16 protein-coding genes are annotated in these 15,644 nt (G+C 53.3%); 14 read left to right on the forward strand and 2 right to left on the reverse strand.

Annotated elements, in window-relative coordinates; all coding sequences use genetic code 11:
• Window positions 1-60 precede the first annotated feature (60 nt).
• Complete coding sequence (locus ACR0NE_RS09205) at window positions 61-927, forward strand: NAD(P)-binding domain-containing protein (RefSeq protein WP_170594518.1); 867 nt, start codon at window positions 61-63, stop codon at window positions 925-927.
• 312 nt (window positions 928-1,239) lie between these two features.
• Window positions 1,240-2,577, forward strand: coding sequence for an adenylate/guanylate cyclase domain-containing protein (locus tag ACR0NE_RS09210; RefSeq protein WP_170594520.1), 1,338 nt, complete (start codon window positions 1,240-1,242; stop codon window positions 2,575-2,577).
• Between the two features lie 209 nt (window positions 2,578-2,786).
• On the opposite strand, the gene ACR0NE_RS09215 is transcribed toward ACR0NE_RS09210, so the two are convergent.
• Complete coding sequence (locus ACR0NE_RS09215; RefSeq protein ID WP_170594522.1) at window positions 2,787-2,963, reverse strand: hypothetical protein; 177 nt, start codon at window positions 2,961-2,963, stop codon at window positions 2,787-2,789.
• Window positions 2,964-3,193: 230 nt separating this feature from the next.
• Here ACR0NE_RS09215 and ACR0NE_RS09220 point away from each other — a divergent pair, with 230 nt between their 5' ends.
• Window positions 3,194-3,946, forward strand: a complete 753-nt coding sequence (locus tag ACR0NE_RS09220) for a hypothetical protein (protein WP_170594524.1) — start codon at window positions 3,194-3,196, stop codon at window positions 3,944-3,946.
• A 485-nt stretch (window positions 3,947-4,431) separates the two neighbouring features.
• On the opposite strand, the gene ACR0NE_RS09225 is transcribed toward ACR0NE_RS09220, so the two are convergent.
• Window positions 4,432-4,653, reverse strand: a complete 222-nt coding sequence (locus ACR0NE_RS09225; RefSeq protein WP_170595286.1) for a helix-turn-helix domain-containing protein — start codon at window positions 4,651-4,653, stop codon at window positions 4,432-4,434.
• A 769-nt stretch (window positions 4,654-5,422) separates the two neighbouring features.
• Between ACR0NE_RS09225 and ACR0NE_RS09230 the strand changes: the two genes are divergently transcribed.
• The 11 genes from ACR0NE_RS09230 to ACR0NE_RS09280 all read left to right on the forward strand — a co-directional run bounded on the left by ACR0NE_RS09230 (window position 5,423) and on the right by ACR0NE_RS09280 (window position 15,551).
• Entirely contained in the window at window positions 5,423-6,004 is a 582-nt protein-coding gene (locus ACR0NE_RS09230) for a L,D-transpeptidase (protein ID WP_170594526.1), read from the forward strand.
• A gap of 69 nt (window positions 6,005-6,073) precedes the next feature.
• Window positions 6,074-6,523: a c-type cytochrome gene (locus ACR0NE_RS09235; RefSeq protein ID WP_170405712.1), complete on the forward strand. Its 450-nt coding sequence runs from the start codon at window positions 6,074-6,076 to the stop codon at window positions 6,521-6,523.
• Window positions 6,524-6,919: 396 nt separating this feature from the next.
• Window positions 6,920-7,489, forward strand: a complete 570-nt coding sequence (locus ACR0NE_RS09240) for a cytochrome c (protein WP_170594528.1) — start codon at window positions 6,920-6,922, stop codon at window positions 7,487-7,489.
• Between the two features lie 9 nt (window positions 7,490-7,498).
• Window positions 7,499-8,398: a c-type cytochrome gene (locus ACR0NE_RS09245; protein WP_170594530.1), complete on the forward strand. Its 900-nt coding sequence runs from the start codon at window positions 7,499-7,501 to the stop codon at window positions 8,396-8,398.
• Between the two features lie 39 nt (window positions 8,399-8,437).
• On the forward strand, window positions 8,438-9,808 hold the full coding sequence (locus ACR0NE_RS09250; RefSeq protein ID WP_170594532.1) for a multicopper oxidase family protein: 1,371 nt from the start codon (window positions 8,438-8,440) through the stop codon (window positions 9,806-9,808).
• Window positions 9,808-10,281, forward strand: a complete 474-nt coding sequence (locus tag ACR0NE_RS09255) for a c-type cytochrome (RefSeq protein ID WP_170594534.1) — start codon at window positions 9,808-9,810, stop codon at window positions 10,279-10,281. The genes ACR0NE_RS09250 and ACR0NE_RS09255 overlap by 1 nt, the downstream gene beginning before the upstream one ends.
• A gap of 1 nt (window position 10,282) precedes the next feature.
• Window positions 10,283-11,011: a DsbA family protein gene (locus tag ACR0NE_RS09260; RefSeq protein WP_480459601.1), complete on the forward strand. Its 729-nt coding sequence runs from the start codon at window positions 10,283-10,285 to the stop codon at window positions 11,009-11,011.
• Window positions 11,012-11,336: 325 nt separating this feature from the next.
• The gene (locus ACR0NE_RS09265) at window positions 11,337-13,847 is read left to right on the forward strand and encodes a heavy metal translocating P-type ATPase (protein ID WP_170594536.1); all 2,511 of its coding nucleotides are present in this window, start codon (window positions 11,337-11,339) and stop codon (window positions 13,845-13,847) included.
• 15 nt (window positions 13,848-13,862) lie between these two features.
• On the forward strand, window positions 13,863-14,249 hold the full coding sequence (gene cueR, locus ACR0NE_RS09270; protein WP_170392471.1) for a Cu(I)-responsive transcriptional regulator: 387 nt from the start codon (window positions 13,863-13,865) through the stop codon (window positions 14,247-14,249).
• Window positions 14,250-14,401: 152 nt separating this feature from the next.
• A complete protein-coding gene (locus ACR0NE_RS09275) occupies window positions 14,402-14,791 on the forward strand; it encodes a hypothetical protein (RefSeq protein ID WP_170594538.1) in 390 nt (129 codons plus the stop codon).
• A 283-nt stretch (window positions 14,792-15,074) separates the two neighbouring features.
• Window positions 15,075-15,551 (forward strand): DUF411 domain-containing protein, encoded by a 477-nt coding sequence (locus tag ACR0NE_RS09280; RefSeq protein WP_170564198.1) that lies wholly within the window; start codon window positions 15,075-15,077, stop codon window positions 15,549-15,551.
• Window positions 15,552-15,644 lie beyond the last annotated feature (93 nt).

Genomic DNA, 15,644 nt, shown 5'->3' on the forward strand with positions numbered 1-15,644 from the left:
GATTTCTCAATTCTCACGCATGTTGACGTGAAACACCAATGACCAGAACAGGAGGGAACCATGGAAACGCTTGCGGTACTCGGATTGGGCAACATGGGTTCTGCGCTGGCGCATTGCCTGCTCAAATTAGGTTACAGCGTCTGCGTCTGGAATCGGACACCTGAAAAGACAAAGCCGTTTGCAAAGGTAGGTGCAGTTATTTGCGTATCGCCGGAAGATGCTGTTGCCGCGTCCGATTTCGTCATCGTCTGTATCAAAAGTCACAAGGAAACTGTCGATTTGATCAGCGGTCTAAGTGTATCGTTGAAGGGGAAAACAATCTGCGACATGAGCACCGGCGACACGTCCGATGCTGATTCACTGGTCTCATTTCTCAGCGAAAAAAACGCAGACTACATGCTGGGCATGATCAATGCATACCCTTCCGGCATCGGTAGCAGCGACACCACCATCCTTACCGTGGGCAGTGCCGGAACTTGGGATCGCTACGGCGAAGTGATAAGGTCTCTTGGGGGAAAGTCCGCTCAAGTCGGTGAGAAACCCGCAGCTCTTGCAGCACTTTTTGCTGGTCTCTTCACTGTCCGGCAAGGGTTCATGTTTGGGATGATATACGGCGCACTGGTTTGCCAGAAAGCTGGTGTTCCTATGCAGGTCTATGCCGATCAACTTCCTGCGACGATCAAGCTGGTAAATGACTACCACGATCTCTTTGTCCATACCGTTCCAACCGAGGACTATGACGACGCCGAAGCCTCGTTGAAAGTCTACGCATTGGCCCAAGAGGACGCGCTAAAGACCTGCGTTTCTCTGAATGCACCAGCTGACTTTATCCGAATGATGCATGACCGCACAAAAGCGGCGTGGGCGGATGGATATGGGGACAAACAATTGACCTCGTTGGTCGAGCACATGGCGGACGCCGGATAACGTCGGGCGATTTCTGTAAGAATGGTAGTTCGACTTGGACAAAAAACGGCTGCAAAGCTGCATACACGGGATTGCGAAGTTTCGGCGCCAATGTCTAGTTTGGGCTGTGACCTGCCAATAATGCATTTGGTCGCGAACGGAGGCATCGAGCCCAAAGTGTATGAAGCAGCGAACTGAACGAAAAGTCCACTATCAGTCAGATAAAGCTAGGCGCCCGAAGCAGGAAGTTGATCCGATTGGACTTGTCTGGCATGAATTGAGCTGGTGGGCTCGGACGTTGGTTTGCGCCCGGAGAGCCTATTCAATCGGACAATGAAACAACCGCAAACTCAGTATGCATTCGCAGACGACATTGCCATCGCGTACCAGGTGATTGGCGATGGACCTATAGATGTTGTGTATAGCCAAGGTTGGCTGACCAATATCGAATATGCTTGGCAAAGCCCGCACTATGCGAATTTTCTATCCAAACTCAGCCGGTTTTGCCGACTGATTTTCTACGACAAGCGTGGGACTGGTCTTTCTGAGCGCAATGTTGGCTTTCCAACGCTGGAGCAACGCATTGAGGACATCACCGCTGTGCTCGATGCCATCGGTTCGGATCAGGCAGTGTTACTTGGTGTATCAGAAGGCGCCAACATAAGTGCATTATTCGCAGCTACTTACCCAGAGCGTACACGAGCTGTCATTTTGAGTGGAACATCAGCTAAAGGTAGTTGGGCTCCAGACTACCCTTGGGCGCCGACACAGCAGGCTACTGAGAATACGATCAGCTATCTCCGCGAAAACTGGGGAAGTGCATTTGGGCTCGATGAAGCCGCGCCAAGTATGGCAAAAGATGCTGAGGCATGTGAGTGGTGGGGCGGCTACATGCGCAATTCGGCAAGTCCAAAAACTGCGGAGCTAATAACCCGATTGAACGCGGAGCTCGACATTCGTGAAATCTTACCACTGATCGATGCCCCTACGCTCATAGTTAATCGCGAAAATGATGTCTGGCATCCAAAAGATGAGGCGCAATTCGTGGCCGACCTTATTCCCAATTCGGTTTTGAAGTTCGTTCCCGGCATTGATCACCTGGTCTGGTATGGAGATCAGGACCGGGTAATAAACGAAATCGAAGAGTTTGCGACGGGCCAAAAAACCGTCACTCCAAGCGAGCGGGTGCTGCTGACGATATTGATGACAGATATCGTAGGTTCCACAGAACTGGCCGCCAGTTTGGGTGATGATCAATGGCGTGCCTTGCTAGACCAACATGATGAGATCGTGCGTCGACAGCTGGGAATCTACGATGGCTCTGAAATCAACACTACGGGGGATGGGTTCATCACCGCTTTCACAGGACCGACACGTGCAATTCAGTGTGCTAACGCAATTAACTCTGACTTGGCCAATACCAAGTTAAAAGTGAAGGCCGGTATCCACACAGGAGAATGTGAACGACGTGGCGGTGATATTGGCGGGCTGGCAGTTCACATTGCAGCGCGAATTATGGACACTGCATTACCGAGCCAGATACGGGTTTCAGGTACAGTGAAAGATCTGGTTGTTGGCTCCAAGCTCGAGCTTGCATTCATCGAAAAGCAATCACTCAAGGGTCTGCCGGGAGAGTGGTCATTGTATGAAGCCCATCAGGAACTTCATTGAAGCTGATCGCGAAGATGAGTTGATGAGTGCTAGGTTGAGTTTGGTACTTTCAATCCTAGCAGCTTCCTGGGTAAAGCTGACCTTTTTCAACACGCTCTGAATGACAGGAAAGTCCGCTTCTCGGGATTTGCAAAGCCTAGTTTTGAATGTCTGCTTCGGGCTGCGAGCGGCCTATCGCACAACTTCAAAAACCGCAACACTTACCCTTGTTAAACCTGCTTTGGAGCGAGTTCTCCCCACTCATCAGCGCTCATGTTTTTTCGCGTTAGCCCGTCCTCTGAGGCGAACTGAGCTGCTTTGACGAGGAGAAAGGCCGCCGTGATGGCGTCTACCTCGCGGCGTTTCTCGAATTCTTCGGTCGTTTCATTGGGCCTTTCTTCTGACATTCCCATTCCCCTCTGTATCTGATGCTTTCGGGTAATTGGCTAACTTTGCATAATACTTCCACGTACCGGCCGGAACAAATCTGCTTGGTACGGTAGTGGATCGGCCCCGACGGCATACTGTGGCATCGCTGTCAGCCAAATACAGATTAAACCATGGAACAACGGCACTAGCGCTACGAAAGTCAGGTCTTCTGCCTCTTGCCTGCGAGGACGATGATGAACGGAGAACCTTGCCCGCCGAGCTCGCTGAACCTCTCATTGAAAAGCTGATCCGGGCCATTCCGGTCGCTAAGATTCCACATCATATCGGATGTTCCCGCCCTCAGGCCGCCCTATTACTAAAGAGCGGTATTCTAAGATCGGTCATTCAAGATGATGGCGACGCCAGCGGGCGTCACAAGGGCGTCGACGTGAATGACCTTAGTAAACTAATCGCAGCGATGCGCCGGTCTGGTCGCTCAGTCGCTAAACCAAGCGAAGGTATGTCAAACATTGGTGATACAGCAGGTGCTCTGAAAGCACCCACTATGGAAGTCTTGTCTTTGCTACTAGATGGACACCTTCAAAAAGTAGAGCTTCTACCAGAGCAGCTCAAGTTTCAATCAGTACTCGTCAACCTCGAAGAAGTCGCTCTCTTGATTGGGGCAAAGTCCGGACGGGCGGGGCTTACCGTCTCTCAGGCTGCGCTAAAGCTAGGGGTCATCGCGGATACCGTACGGTTCTTATTGCAATCAAAGGATCCGGATGGCCAGCTCGCCTTGGAAGCCTGTGGACAAGTTCGCCATATGGGGGTCATGCGCGAACTGGTAGACTACAAAAGCCTGCGCAAGTTTGAGAGCCGCTTCCGAAAACTCTCAACAATTGACGGATATTGGAATCGTGAGCCCGAACGCCTACGCAACAAATTGGCCGCCAAGGGTCTTAGACCTGTTTGGGACCCAGAGATTGCTGGTGCCGAGTTCTATCGAGTCTCCGACCTCTGACGACAAAACCTACAGATTTTCGACCTAGACCGCTCTTTTGAGCGGTCTTTTTTTGTGGCAAGTGACTTATTTCGGTGGGCGGAAATGACCTTGTCGTATGGGTGATTTGGCCGCCGGTACTTTTATTACGGCAAGAATTTCCCGTTATTTTCAGAGAAACACCCGTGTGTCCTGGGTTCTAATGGGTTGGCGCTTCACTTGATGTTGTGGTGCTTCAGGTGACACGGCCATTGTTGTCACCAAATGACCTCTAACTGCGATCTGCCGACCTGCTGACGGAACCTAAGAAGCGCTAGCTCTTTTACGTTTCTTGTCTGAAGGAAATTTACTGGCCTTGTCGACCGAAGCACCTCCAGCGAGTTGCTTCGGCATATCTGTACGACCTAGTGTATGGCATTTGTTCCAAACATTTGCTTTGGAGTACCGCGCAGTTCTTCAAGCGTCAGGTGCAGGTTCAAACCATGAACCTTTAATAGAGCAGCACTTTAAATTCGTTCGTCGAGTGGCGTTGCGTCTGCGACAAATTTTAAGAACTGCTCCGGGGAAATGCTAAGTGTGCGCGATAGTATAACAAGTTCCGGCACATCTATGCGCCTTTGGCCGATCTCAATCCTGGTAATAAATAACGGATGACACTTTAACTTCTTGGCGAGCTTCGCCCGCGAGTATCGTTGGGCTTTGTCGGCGGCGATAGGCGCGGAGATCAGCGCGAGATGCCCGGACGAGCGGAAAGATTTGGCCGCTTTGGTGTCCGTTTAATGCTTCGGACATTTCCTAATCTCATTTTCAGAGTGTTTAGAAAGTCAGATTAAATATCTAAGAGCGGATGATGAAAATTGCTAAACATATAATCAACGCAGCTTTTTCCCCCTGTTTTGCGTTTGCCCGAGAGCCACACACACTAACTTCAGACGAATATGAGCACATGGAGCCAATCTACTAAATCCTTTGCGTAGCGCCCGGTAGGACCACTGACGAAGCAATGGAAGCGTTATTTGCGCATTTCGATCAACCACTTGCCAATGAAGTGGAGACTCTGATTGTGCGTAGTTCATGCGGCGCGAATTTCGATCCGAACTTACCCAGCGGTTGCTGTCCCCAAGTTCCTACAAGAATCGTGCTTCGACCAGCATGATTGTCATTCTTAGTATCTGATACCTTCGCACCGGCAGCTGATCAAATCAATTCACCAGAATCTAAGCGATTGTTAACGTTGCTTTTATTGTGTTTGATCGGTGCAGAAAACAAAGCTCTTTCTGAAAGCGAACTGGCATTATGTCTAAGAAAAGTTGGATTTTCACAATGGCTTGACGATCTGAAGCCACCTTTGAAACCGCCCCATGTGCCTACGGCAGCAGTATTCCAGACGAAATTTCCCTTACGCAAAACCTGTTGTTTGTTGACCTTCCAGCGCGGGAACCGGGCATACAGCCCAAATGAGTCGAAAAGCAAGAATACACGTTTGGGGTGGCAGGCATGAAACCGAGCAGGGATAGAAAGGCTGTTACGCGACGCGGAGTGATTGCCGCGTTTGCTGCGACAACTCTTTTTCCAGCACCGGCCGTTTGGGCCCAATCGATGACAACCGAGGGGACGCGCCGCAATGTTTCTTCATTCCGCGTTGCTAAATGGCAGGATCACTTTGATACGCTTAAGAATGGTGTGATCCTGTCCGATACACAGTCCAAGGTCCTGCAATATTGGTCAGAAGACGAGAGCGTCTATCGGATGTATCCAACCAGCGTGCCGCTGACGGAAGACCTTACAAGGCTGGGCTACACCACAGTAACTCGCAAGGTTGAGGGGCCATCTTGGCGACCGACACCAGCAATGAAAAAGCGCAACCCCGCTTGGCCCGACTATGTGGGCCCGGGTCCGGAGAATCCTCTGGGGACACATGCACTTTATTTGAGCTGGCAATACTACCGGATCCACGGCACCAACGACACACGCAAGATCGGAAGAAGATCCTCCAATGGCTGCATCGGCTTGTACAATGAGCAGATCGCGGACTTGTTCGAACTGGCCACCGTGGGCACGCAGGTAAAATTGATCTGACCATGGTCAAGTCGGCTTTTCTGGACAGGCGCTTAAGCTCGGTAACTGACAACGACGTGAAATAGTGAGATGGATAAACTTACACTCATGATAGGCGGTGTGGCGATCGCAGGTGCCGTCGCAATCGTCTACAATCTAAATCAGCAACCAGCTGGCCATTCGATGACGACACCTGATACGTCGACGCTGGCGTCAGGAGACCCAATCCAAAACGTCAATCTACCGGACCAGCTAAGCGAATTTGCGGCCGTCGGCAAAGTGGCATTCGACGCAAAATGCTCGGCGTGCCATGGCGGGAATGCAACAGGTCTGGAGGGCCTTGCACCACCTTTGGTGCATAAAATCTATGAACCTGGCCACCATTCGGACGAGGCATTTTACGTGGCCGTCCAGAATGGTGTTCGGGCACACCATTGGAAGTTCGGTAACATGCCGCCGGTCGATGGTTTAACCCGCGCGGATGTGAAAGGCATCGTGACGTACATAAGAGAGTTGCAGCAAGAAAACGGGATTTTCTGAAGGTGACGAGTCTAGTGAGCACAGCAATTCGTTACTCCATCCTGTCAATTGCGCTGGCTATTGGCGGGCTACTTGTGACGGCCGATTCTGCTCATGCACATGGCGGTGATTCACAGCATGTGATTGACCAAACCGACTCTGCGGACGTCGAACATGTCAAGCAGGGTCATCCCGGGCATTGTCATGGCGGAGCGATCTGCAACGCTGTTGGACTATTTTTGATGGGTCCAACACCGCCTGGTCCCCAAGGCACGGAACGAAGATACTCGATCCCTCGAGCTCAATACCGGGTTCTTAGTATTATCGCGTTTGACCCACCACCGCCGCGTGTCCTGATCTGACGAGTCGAATTGCGCTCAAGATGGGCGCGTCGAAGCAGACGAAAAGGACAAAGAAATGAACTTTCTAAAAATGACTACAGGCGTGGCCCTGGTTTCTCTATTTGCGGCGGCCGCCTTGGCGCATGGTGGCGCAACCGGCGTCGTCAAAGAACGCATGGACGGTATGTCCGCGATGAAGGACAGCATGAAGGTCCTTACACCGATGATGCAGGGGAAAACGCCCTACAATGCGCAAACGGTACGAAGCGAAGCCAAGAAAATCGGAAGCCACGCCGGTGAAAGCATGACAAAGCTGTTTCCAGAGGGATCTGATGGCAAACCTTCGGAGGCCAAATCGCAAATCTGGCAGGATTGGGGTTCCTTTACAGAAATAGCCAGACAGTTGGAAATCTACTCAGAAGGCCTTGCGCTTTCGGCAGACAACGGGCTGATGGCGTCCGGATCGGGTCATGGTTCCGGCATGATGGGCGGCAAATCCATGATGGGAGGTGGTTCCATGATGGGCAGCGGGATGATGGCTGGCAGTCCAAACTTAGCACAGCTGTCTGAAATGCCGGCAGATGGTGTGTTCATGATGCTGAGCCAGACATGCTCGGCGTGTCACACGCGATTTCGGTCGGAATAGGAATGCATCATGAAGCCGATAATACGGTTGGGTCTTGCTGCCGCCGTTGCGGCGTCAGCAGGGTTTGTTGCTGTGATGGCTTGGCCGATTGGCCAGCCCTTACAAGCTCTCGACATTCAAGGTGACGTTAACCGCGGGGCGTATCTGGCAAGGGCAAGCGGCTGTATCGCCTGCCACACAGACTTTGCCAAAGGAGGTGAGCCCTTGGCCGGTGGGGTGGAGTTGGATACCCCGTTCGGCACGCTCTTTTCGCCGAACTTGACCACAGATCCCGATCACGGGATCGGTGATTGGACCATCGAGGAATTTGCCCGCGCTGTGCGTCAGGGTGTGTCGCCTGACGGGCAGCCCTACTACCCGGCCTTTCCTTATCCGTTTTATGCGAATTTCACGGATCAGGACATCGCCGATCTCTGGGCCGCCTGGAAAACGGTTGCACCGGTAGCGGAACCGTCAAAAGAGCAAGAAATGGTGTTCCCCTTCAATCAGAGATGGGGCCTGAAGCTGTGGCGGGCGGCATTTTTGAAACCGCCGCGGACCGATCCCGTGCCGGGCAATGATGATGTATGGAACCGGGGCCGGTTACTCGTTGAAGGTGCCACGCATTGTGCCGCCTGTCACACCGGGAGGAACCTGGCTGGCGCAAGAAATTCGGACACGGAACACTTCAAGGGAAGTGACTCTCTGCCGGGCGGTGACAAGGCACCGGCCATCGACTTTGAGACCCTGCAAATGCGTGGGTGGACAGTTGATGATCTGGCCTACGCGTTGCGCACCGGCGTCATGCCTGATGGCGATGTCTTCGGCGGCGCCATGGGAGAGGTCGTAAACTATGGCACCAGCTTTCTGACAGACGAAGACCTGAAGGCAATGGCGACCTATCTGCTGGATGTGCACGACGGGGGATAATCCAGTGCGAGATCAAGTATTCTTTGGAAGGAAGTCCTAATGAAGCTCAATCGCAGGCAATTTGTTGAAGGCACGTCGGCACTAATCGCAGTGCCGACTATCGGGAGGGCGGCTACCGCCCCCCGAATAATCGAGGCGCGTTCAGGATTGGCGCGCGTTGCCCCAAACAACTATCCGGAAACCGAGATATGGGGATATGATGGCGGTGTTCCGGGCCCTGAATTTCGTGCCCGGCAAGGCGAAACGGTTCGCCGGACACTCCTGAACTCGCTACCTCAGCCTACAGCAATCCATTGGCACGGATTGCGGGTTCCGAACAATATGGACGGGGTGCCGGGCCTTACGCAGGAGGCTGTACCAACCGGCGGCAAATTTCAGTATGACTTGCCTCTGAAGGACGCGGGGACCTTCTGGTATCACTCTCACAACCAGTCAACGGAACAAGTGGCCAGGGGCCTTTACGGCACGTTCATCGTCGACGAAACAGACCCGCCGGACACGGACCATGACATCACGATCCTTCTGGATGATTGGCGGTTGGGTAAGGACGCTCAAATAGTAGATGATTTTGGTGCAATGCATGATTGGACCCATGCAGGTCGGATGGGAAACTACGTTCACGCGCGCATATCGCCAATGACCGAAGTTTTGACGAACCAGCGATTGCGAATTCGAATGGTCAACGTGGCAACTGATCGGATCATGTATGTGTCAGTAGGTGGCGCAAACGGGAAACTGGTCGCTTATGATGGCATGCCTGTAAGGCAGCCAGAAGATTTCGAAACACTTGTTTTCGGACCTGCACAGCGAGCAGACTTGATCGTCGACGTCACAGCGGAATCGAACGAAGCCGTTCAAATAACTCTTCACGAACGCGATGAATCATTTGTTATCGCTGAGATCCCGGTTTCGGGAAGCGGTACATCTGCCAGCCGCGGTGAGATCGAAGCTCTGCCACCCAACCCTGTTTCTTTTCTTGAAGATGTTTCTGACGCCTTAAAGGTTCCATTGGTGATGGAAGGCGGGGCGATGGGCGGACTGCGTCAAGGTACTTACAACGGCCAAGTCATGAGCGCTAATGAGTTGGTTCAGGAAGGACAGATCTGGACATTCAACGGAGTCGCAGGGTTACCCGAAGACCCGCTCGCTTCTGTTTCGCGTGGCGACATAGTCCGTATTCAGATGCAGAACGACACTGTCTTTGCGCATGCCATGCACTTGCACGGGACGCACTTTCAGGAAGTTCTGCCGAACGGGAGCCTGGGACCGCTGCGAGACACAATACTGGTTGACCGGATGGAAACGCGGGAGATTGCGTTCGTTGCGGATAACCCGGGGGACTGGCTGTTTCATTGCCACATGCTGTCGCATCAGGCCGCTGGAATGAAGACCTGGCTGAGCGTGGCGTGATGAACAAGAGCGCGGCGAAATGGCTGTCACTGGCTGCTGTGGTGATCATTGTCGCGGTCGCTGGCTGGGGCCTGGGTGGGCGTGCGCAGAACAGTTCATCAGCGGATTCAGCACGTGGTGCAGTTTTGTATGCCGAAAACTGCGCGTCATGCCACGGGGCAGATTTGGAGGGTCAACCAGATTGGCAGACACCTGATCCAGATGGCGTCTTGCGAGCTCCCCCGCATGACCGAACAGGGCACACCTGGCATCACGGCGACAAGCTGTTGTTCGATTATACAAAGCTTGGCGGGTACCAAACACTAAAACAGATGGGCGTCGCTGATGTCAAAAGCGGTATGCCAGGTTTCGAGGACACTCTGTCGGATCAGGAAATCTGGGACATCCTTGCCTTCATCAAGGAGAGTTGGCCGGATCGGGAACGCAAGCTGCAAGAGCAGCGCACCGAGACAGAACAAACGGAAGGAAACTGACGTGAAACGATTTTTTGCAGGCTTAATTGCCATCACTATGTCGATTGGTGCTGCTATGGCGAGTGCTGACGAATTGTCTGACTCCGATGTAAAACGGCTGGCTCTGGAAGCCATTATGGAAAACCCCGAAATCATCATGCAGGCGATTCAATTGCTTCAACAGCGCGAAGATCAGGCAAAAGCCGAAGCCATTGGAAACGTCTTGGAAAATCAGCGTGAATTGCTGGAACAGGATCCGAATGCGCCTGTCATCGGAAACCCGGAAGGTGAAGTAACCGTAGTCGAGTTTTTTGACTATAACTGCCCATATTGCAAACGTGCGGCCCCGGTCGTGAAAAACGTAATCGCAGGCGATTCCGAAGTCCGAGTTGTTTACAGAGAATGGCCCATACTCGGAGAAGGTTCCGACTTTGCGGCACGCGCCGCGCTTGCCTCACGAAACCAGGGAAAATATGAAGAATTCCATTGGGCGCTTATGGCGCTGAACGGTCGTGCGACTCAGGCCAGCGTCCTAAAAGTTGTTCGGGAACTCGGCCTGGACGAGGATCAATTGCGCGCAGACATGGAGGCGCCGGAAGTCGACGCGCATATTCAGGTGTCCATGGAATTGGCCCGGCAGCTTGGCTTCAGTGGCACCCCTTCGTTTGTGATTGGAGATGCGCTTGCCCCGGGTCTGATCGCCGAAGATGAAATGACCCGGCTAATCGAGGCAGTCAGAGACGCAAGATAGAACTAAGGGACGACAGCATTTGCGCTCCTAAACTTCTGTTGCGAACGTGGCTTCGCATCCCTCGGACTCTGAGCTGCAAGGATATGATCAAGTTGATTGGTGCTTAAGACACGTACCCTGCGGTTTTTCATGTCAAAGTCCAACGGTGCGGAGGAACTTACTGTGTCAATGGCTTTGTCTATAGCTGACTTGCGGTGCCCGCAGCTCATATCCGGGATACTTAGCGTCGTCATGAATGATGAGAAAGAAAGTCAGCCTCATCCCTTGACCTTCCACTTGCTGGAACCCTTATGTTGCCTGTCAGCAGAACATACGTGGTGACAATATGACTGAAAATTCACATGCGCGGTTCCAGGTTCAGGGTATGAGCTGTGCTTCCTGCGTTGGGCGCGTCGAGCGCGCATTGAAAGATGTGCCAGGGGTTGATGCCGCTTCGGTTAATCTCGCCAGCGAAAGCGTTCAGGTCGATTTCCGCGATCCAGCCGATATAGCGGCCATTGCTGATGCGTTAAACCGCGCCGGATATCCGGCGCGGACGGCAGAGGTCACTCTGGATATTCAGAACATGTCCTGCGCATCCTGTGTAGGGCGCGTTGAACGAGCCCTGGAAGCCGATGGCGGCGTCTTGTCCGCGTCGGTCAATCTGGCCACTGAAAGTGCAACTGTGCGTTATGCTGAGGGAGTCACAACACCCGAAGCAATCGCGGCGCTTGCGGCATCTGCCGGCTATCCGGCGAGCCTGCGATCCGCAACGCAGACCGAACCACAAGACCGCAAAGCGGCAGAGATCAGCCATCTGGCGCGGCGAACAAGCTTCGCCGCTTTGCTCGCTTTGCCGGTATTCATTCTCGAAATGGGCTCGCATGTTATTCCGGGCATGCACCACCTGATAGCGAGCACCATCGGCATCCAGAACAGCTATTACCTGCAATTCCTTCTGACCACGATCGTTCTTTTGGGGCCAGGCTTGCAGTTCTACACCAAGGGATTCCCTTCCTTGGTCAAAGGCGCGCCGGACATGAATTCTCTGGTGGCCCTGGGCACTTCGGCGGCCTATGGGTTCTCGCTTATCTCGACCTTTGCGCCGCATATTCTTCCTGCCGGAACCGCAAATGTCTACTACGAGGCCGCAGCGGTAATCGTGGTTCTTATATTGCTTGGGCGGTTCCTCGAGGCGCGCGCCAAGGGCCGAACGGGTGAAGCGATCCGAAAACTGGTCGGTCTGCAGGCAAAAACAGCACGAGTTGAGCGCGACGGATCGGTTGTCGAGCTACCGATTGAGCAGATCGTTGTAGGGGATATTGTGCACGTTCGACCGGGCGAAAAAATCGCGGTGGATGGTGCCGTAATGACCGGCGCGTCATATGTCGATGAAAGCATGATCACCGGAGAGCCGGTTCCCGTCGAAAAAACCGAGGGCGCAACTGTGGTCGGGGGGACCGTAAATGGCGCAGGTGCATTGACGTACCGTGCTGAAAAGATCGGCGCAGACACTATGTTGGCCCAGATCATTCAGATGGTCGAACAAGCACAGGGTGCCAAGCTTCCGATTCAAGGCCTGGTCGACCGCATCACGCTGTGGTTTGTGCCGGTAGTGATCGCAGTGGCCGTTGTGACAGTGCTGGTATGGATGTTGTTCGGACCCGATCCCGCGCTTAGCCTGGCGTTGGTGGCCGGGGTAGCGGTACTGATCATTGCTTGCCCCTGCGCCATGGGGTTGGCAACACCTACTTCCATCATGGTCGGCACTGGCCGCGCTGCCGAGATGGGCGTCCTGTTCCGAAAGGGCGATGCCTTGCAAATGCTGCAGGAAACCACCGTTGTTGCGGTGGACAAGACGGGCACCCTGACCGAAGGGCGTCCGGAGCTGACCGACCTGATTGTGGCCGAAGGAATGACCGAAGACGAGGTTCTGCACCTTGTTGCTGCCGTTGAGGTCACTTCCGAACATCCAATCGCCACAGCCATCGTGCGCGCGGCAGAAACCCGTGGTCTGGAGCTTTCCAAGCCAGAAGACTTCACGTCGATCACCGGTTACGGGGTAAGCGCCTCAGTCGAAGGCCATAAAATCCTGATCGGGGCCGACCGCCTGATGAGTCGCGAAGGGGTAGAAATGGGCGCGTTGTCTGATCGGGGCGCTGAACTCGCAATCAACGGAAAGACTCCACTTTATGCTGCCGTAGACGGGGCTATCGCGGCCGTAATCGCTGTGGCGGACCCAATCAAAACCACCACGCCGGACGCAATCGAAGCTCTGCACGGGCTGGGCCTGAAAGTAGCGATGATCACCGGCGACAATGCCGCTACTGCCAAATCCATTGCGGCGCAGCTTGGCATCGATCATGTCGTGGCTGAAGTTCTGCCCGAGGGTAAAGTATCAGCGTTGCAGGATTTGCGTTCAAATGGCGGAAAACTGGCCTTTGTGGGTGATGGCATCAATGATGCGCCTGCTTTGGCGGCAGCTGAGGTAGGAATTGCGATCGGGACAGGCACTGACATTGCCATCGAAGCGGCTGATGTCGTTCTGATGTCAGGCGACCTGACCGGCGTGGTCAATGCCTTCGATATTAGTCAGCGCACCATGCGTAACATCCGCCAAAACCTGTTCTGGGCGTTCGGCTACAACACACTGCTCATACCGGTTGCGGCAGGGGTGCTTTATCCGTTTGGCGGCCCGCTGCTGTCGCCGGTTTTGGCCGCAGGTGCCATGGCTCTCTCCAGTGTATTTGTCCTGACCAATGCGCTGCGGTTGCGCTGGGTAAAGCCGATCAAAGTTGGGCGAGAACAGATCTCGCAGAACACCGAGCAGACGCTGCGTTCAGCGCCTGCTGGATAGAATAGGAGAACCGCTGTGAATATCGGAGATGTAGCAGAACGTTCCGGTCTGCCTGCCAAAACCATCCGCTATTACGAGGATATCGGGTTCATCAAACCCAAGCGGAGCCTCAATGGGTATCGCCATTTCGACGAAAAGGAACTGCACAAGCTGGCCTTCATCGGGCGGGCCCGTTCATTGGGCTTTACCATTGAGGATTGTCGTTCGCTACTGGCGCTTTACGAGGACAAAGAACGCGCAAGCGCGGACGTGAAAGAAATTGCAAAACAGAATCTGAAAGAGATCGACGATAAGATTTCCGATCTGAAGGCGATGCATGAAACACTGTCTCATCTGATCGAAGAATGCGCTGGCGACCACCGCCCAGACTGTCCAATTCTAAAAAACTTGGGCCAAGCGTAGTTGACCTTGTTGTTTGATCTGCCTCCAAGTTTGGCAATCTTTTTCTTCAGGCGTGGCAATCCGCTCTTCTCAAATGCGTGCCGCACTATCAAATGTAGTTTTGTTGGCTTCGGGTCAGCACGTTGCCACGATCACACTACGACCGCAGTACGGTGAATGAGTTGATCCCTGTTTTAAGAGAAACGCTTTTAGTGTGCGTCTGTCTTACTGTGACAATCATCGGCTCTGTTGCTTTTGCAAACAACGACTTTGAGATCGCAGACAGCCACAAACAGTATGGCGTTTCGATCGCGTCAAAAGCATCTGAATTCAAACACAACAATCGCCGTTTTCATTCTACCACCGATCAAGATTGCGCGGACGACTGCATGAGTTGTGGCGGGGCATGCCACACTGGAACCTGTTGCGTAGGTGAAAACCCGACCCAATTAGGACCTGTGGTTTTGGTGGAAGCTTATGGCCAGAGAAACCGTAACATGGACACTGATAACCATGATTCTCAAACGCCTCTGACGCCCAATCTTCCTCCACAAATATCCTAACATCCAAAGTCCCGAAAGTGCGGGTTTTCAAATTGTTTCTGTTCGAGCATGCACTGCGGTCGTCAGGAGATTATTATGCGTGGAAGAGAGGCTAAACTATCAGTATTTGCCTTGGCGCTCATCTTATCCAAGCGGTTGCGACATGCGTGCGCTATGCACCGAAAGCGAACAGAAACAGGGCTGGTCATGATCGCCCGCTTGACACAAATCATAGCACTTGCCTGCGATTTCGGTCACAAGACCGAATATCACAGCGCAGGCGTAAACACGGAAAGGAAATGACATGACCACCACGAAACTTGACCGACGCCTTTTCCTGGCTGGCCTCAGCGCCTCCGGCATCGCCCTGGCTTCACCTACATTTGCAACGACCAAACCGCTGGTGCAGGTTCTCAAGGACCCCGCATGCGGGTGTTGTGGCGCGTGGATTGATATTATGCAACGCGAAGGATTCGAGATGGAAGTGCAGAATGCCTCCTGGGAGACTTTGTCTGAATACAAAGCTAACAAGGGTATTCCAGAAGAGATGGCGTCCTGTCACACAGGCTTGCTCGAGGGCTATGTCATAGAAGGTCATGTGCCCCCGGCGGACATCCGGCGCTTGTTGGCCGAACGCCCTGATGCGGTCGGGCTGACAGTGCCAGGTATGCCCTATGGCTCACCTGGTATGGGGCCGGAGAGTGAGCGGGAAGCCTATTCGGTTTTCCTGATCGGTAAGGATGGCACCACAGAAGTTTTCAACCATTACAAGGCAGCGTGATTGCCAATTTTTTGCAACAACCGCAAACGGAATTGCCAAGCGTTTAGTGTGAATTTCGGTAGCAGCGATTGAAAAGCGAGTTCAAGGTCGGCT

This window comes from Ruegeria sp. C9 (assembly GCF_056537585.1).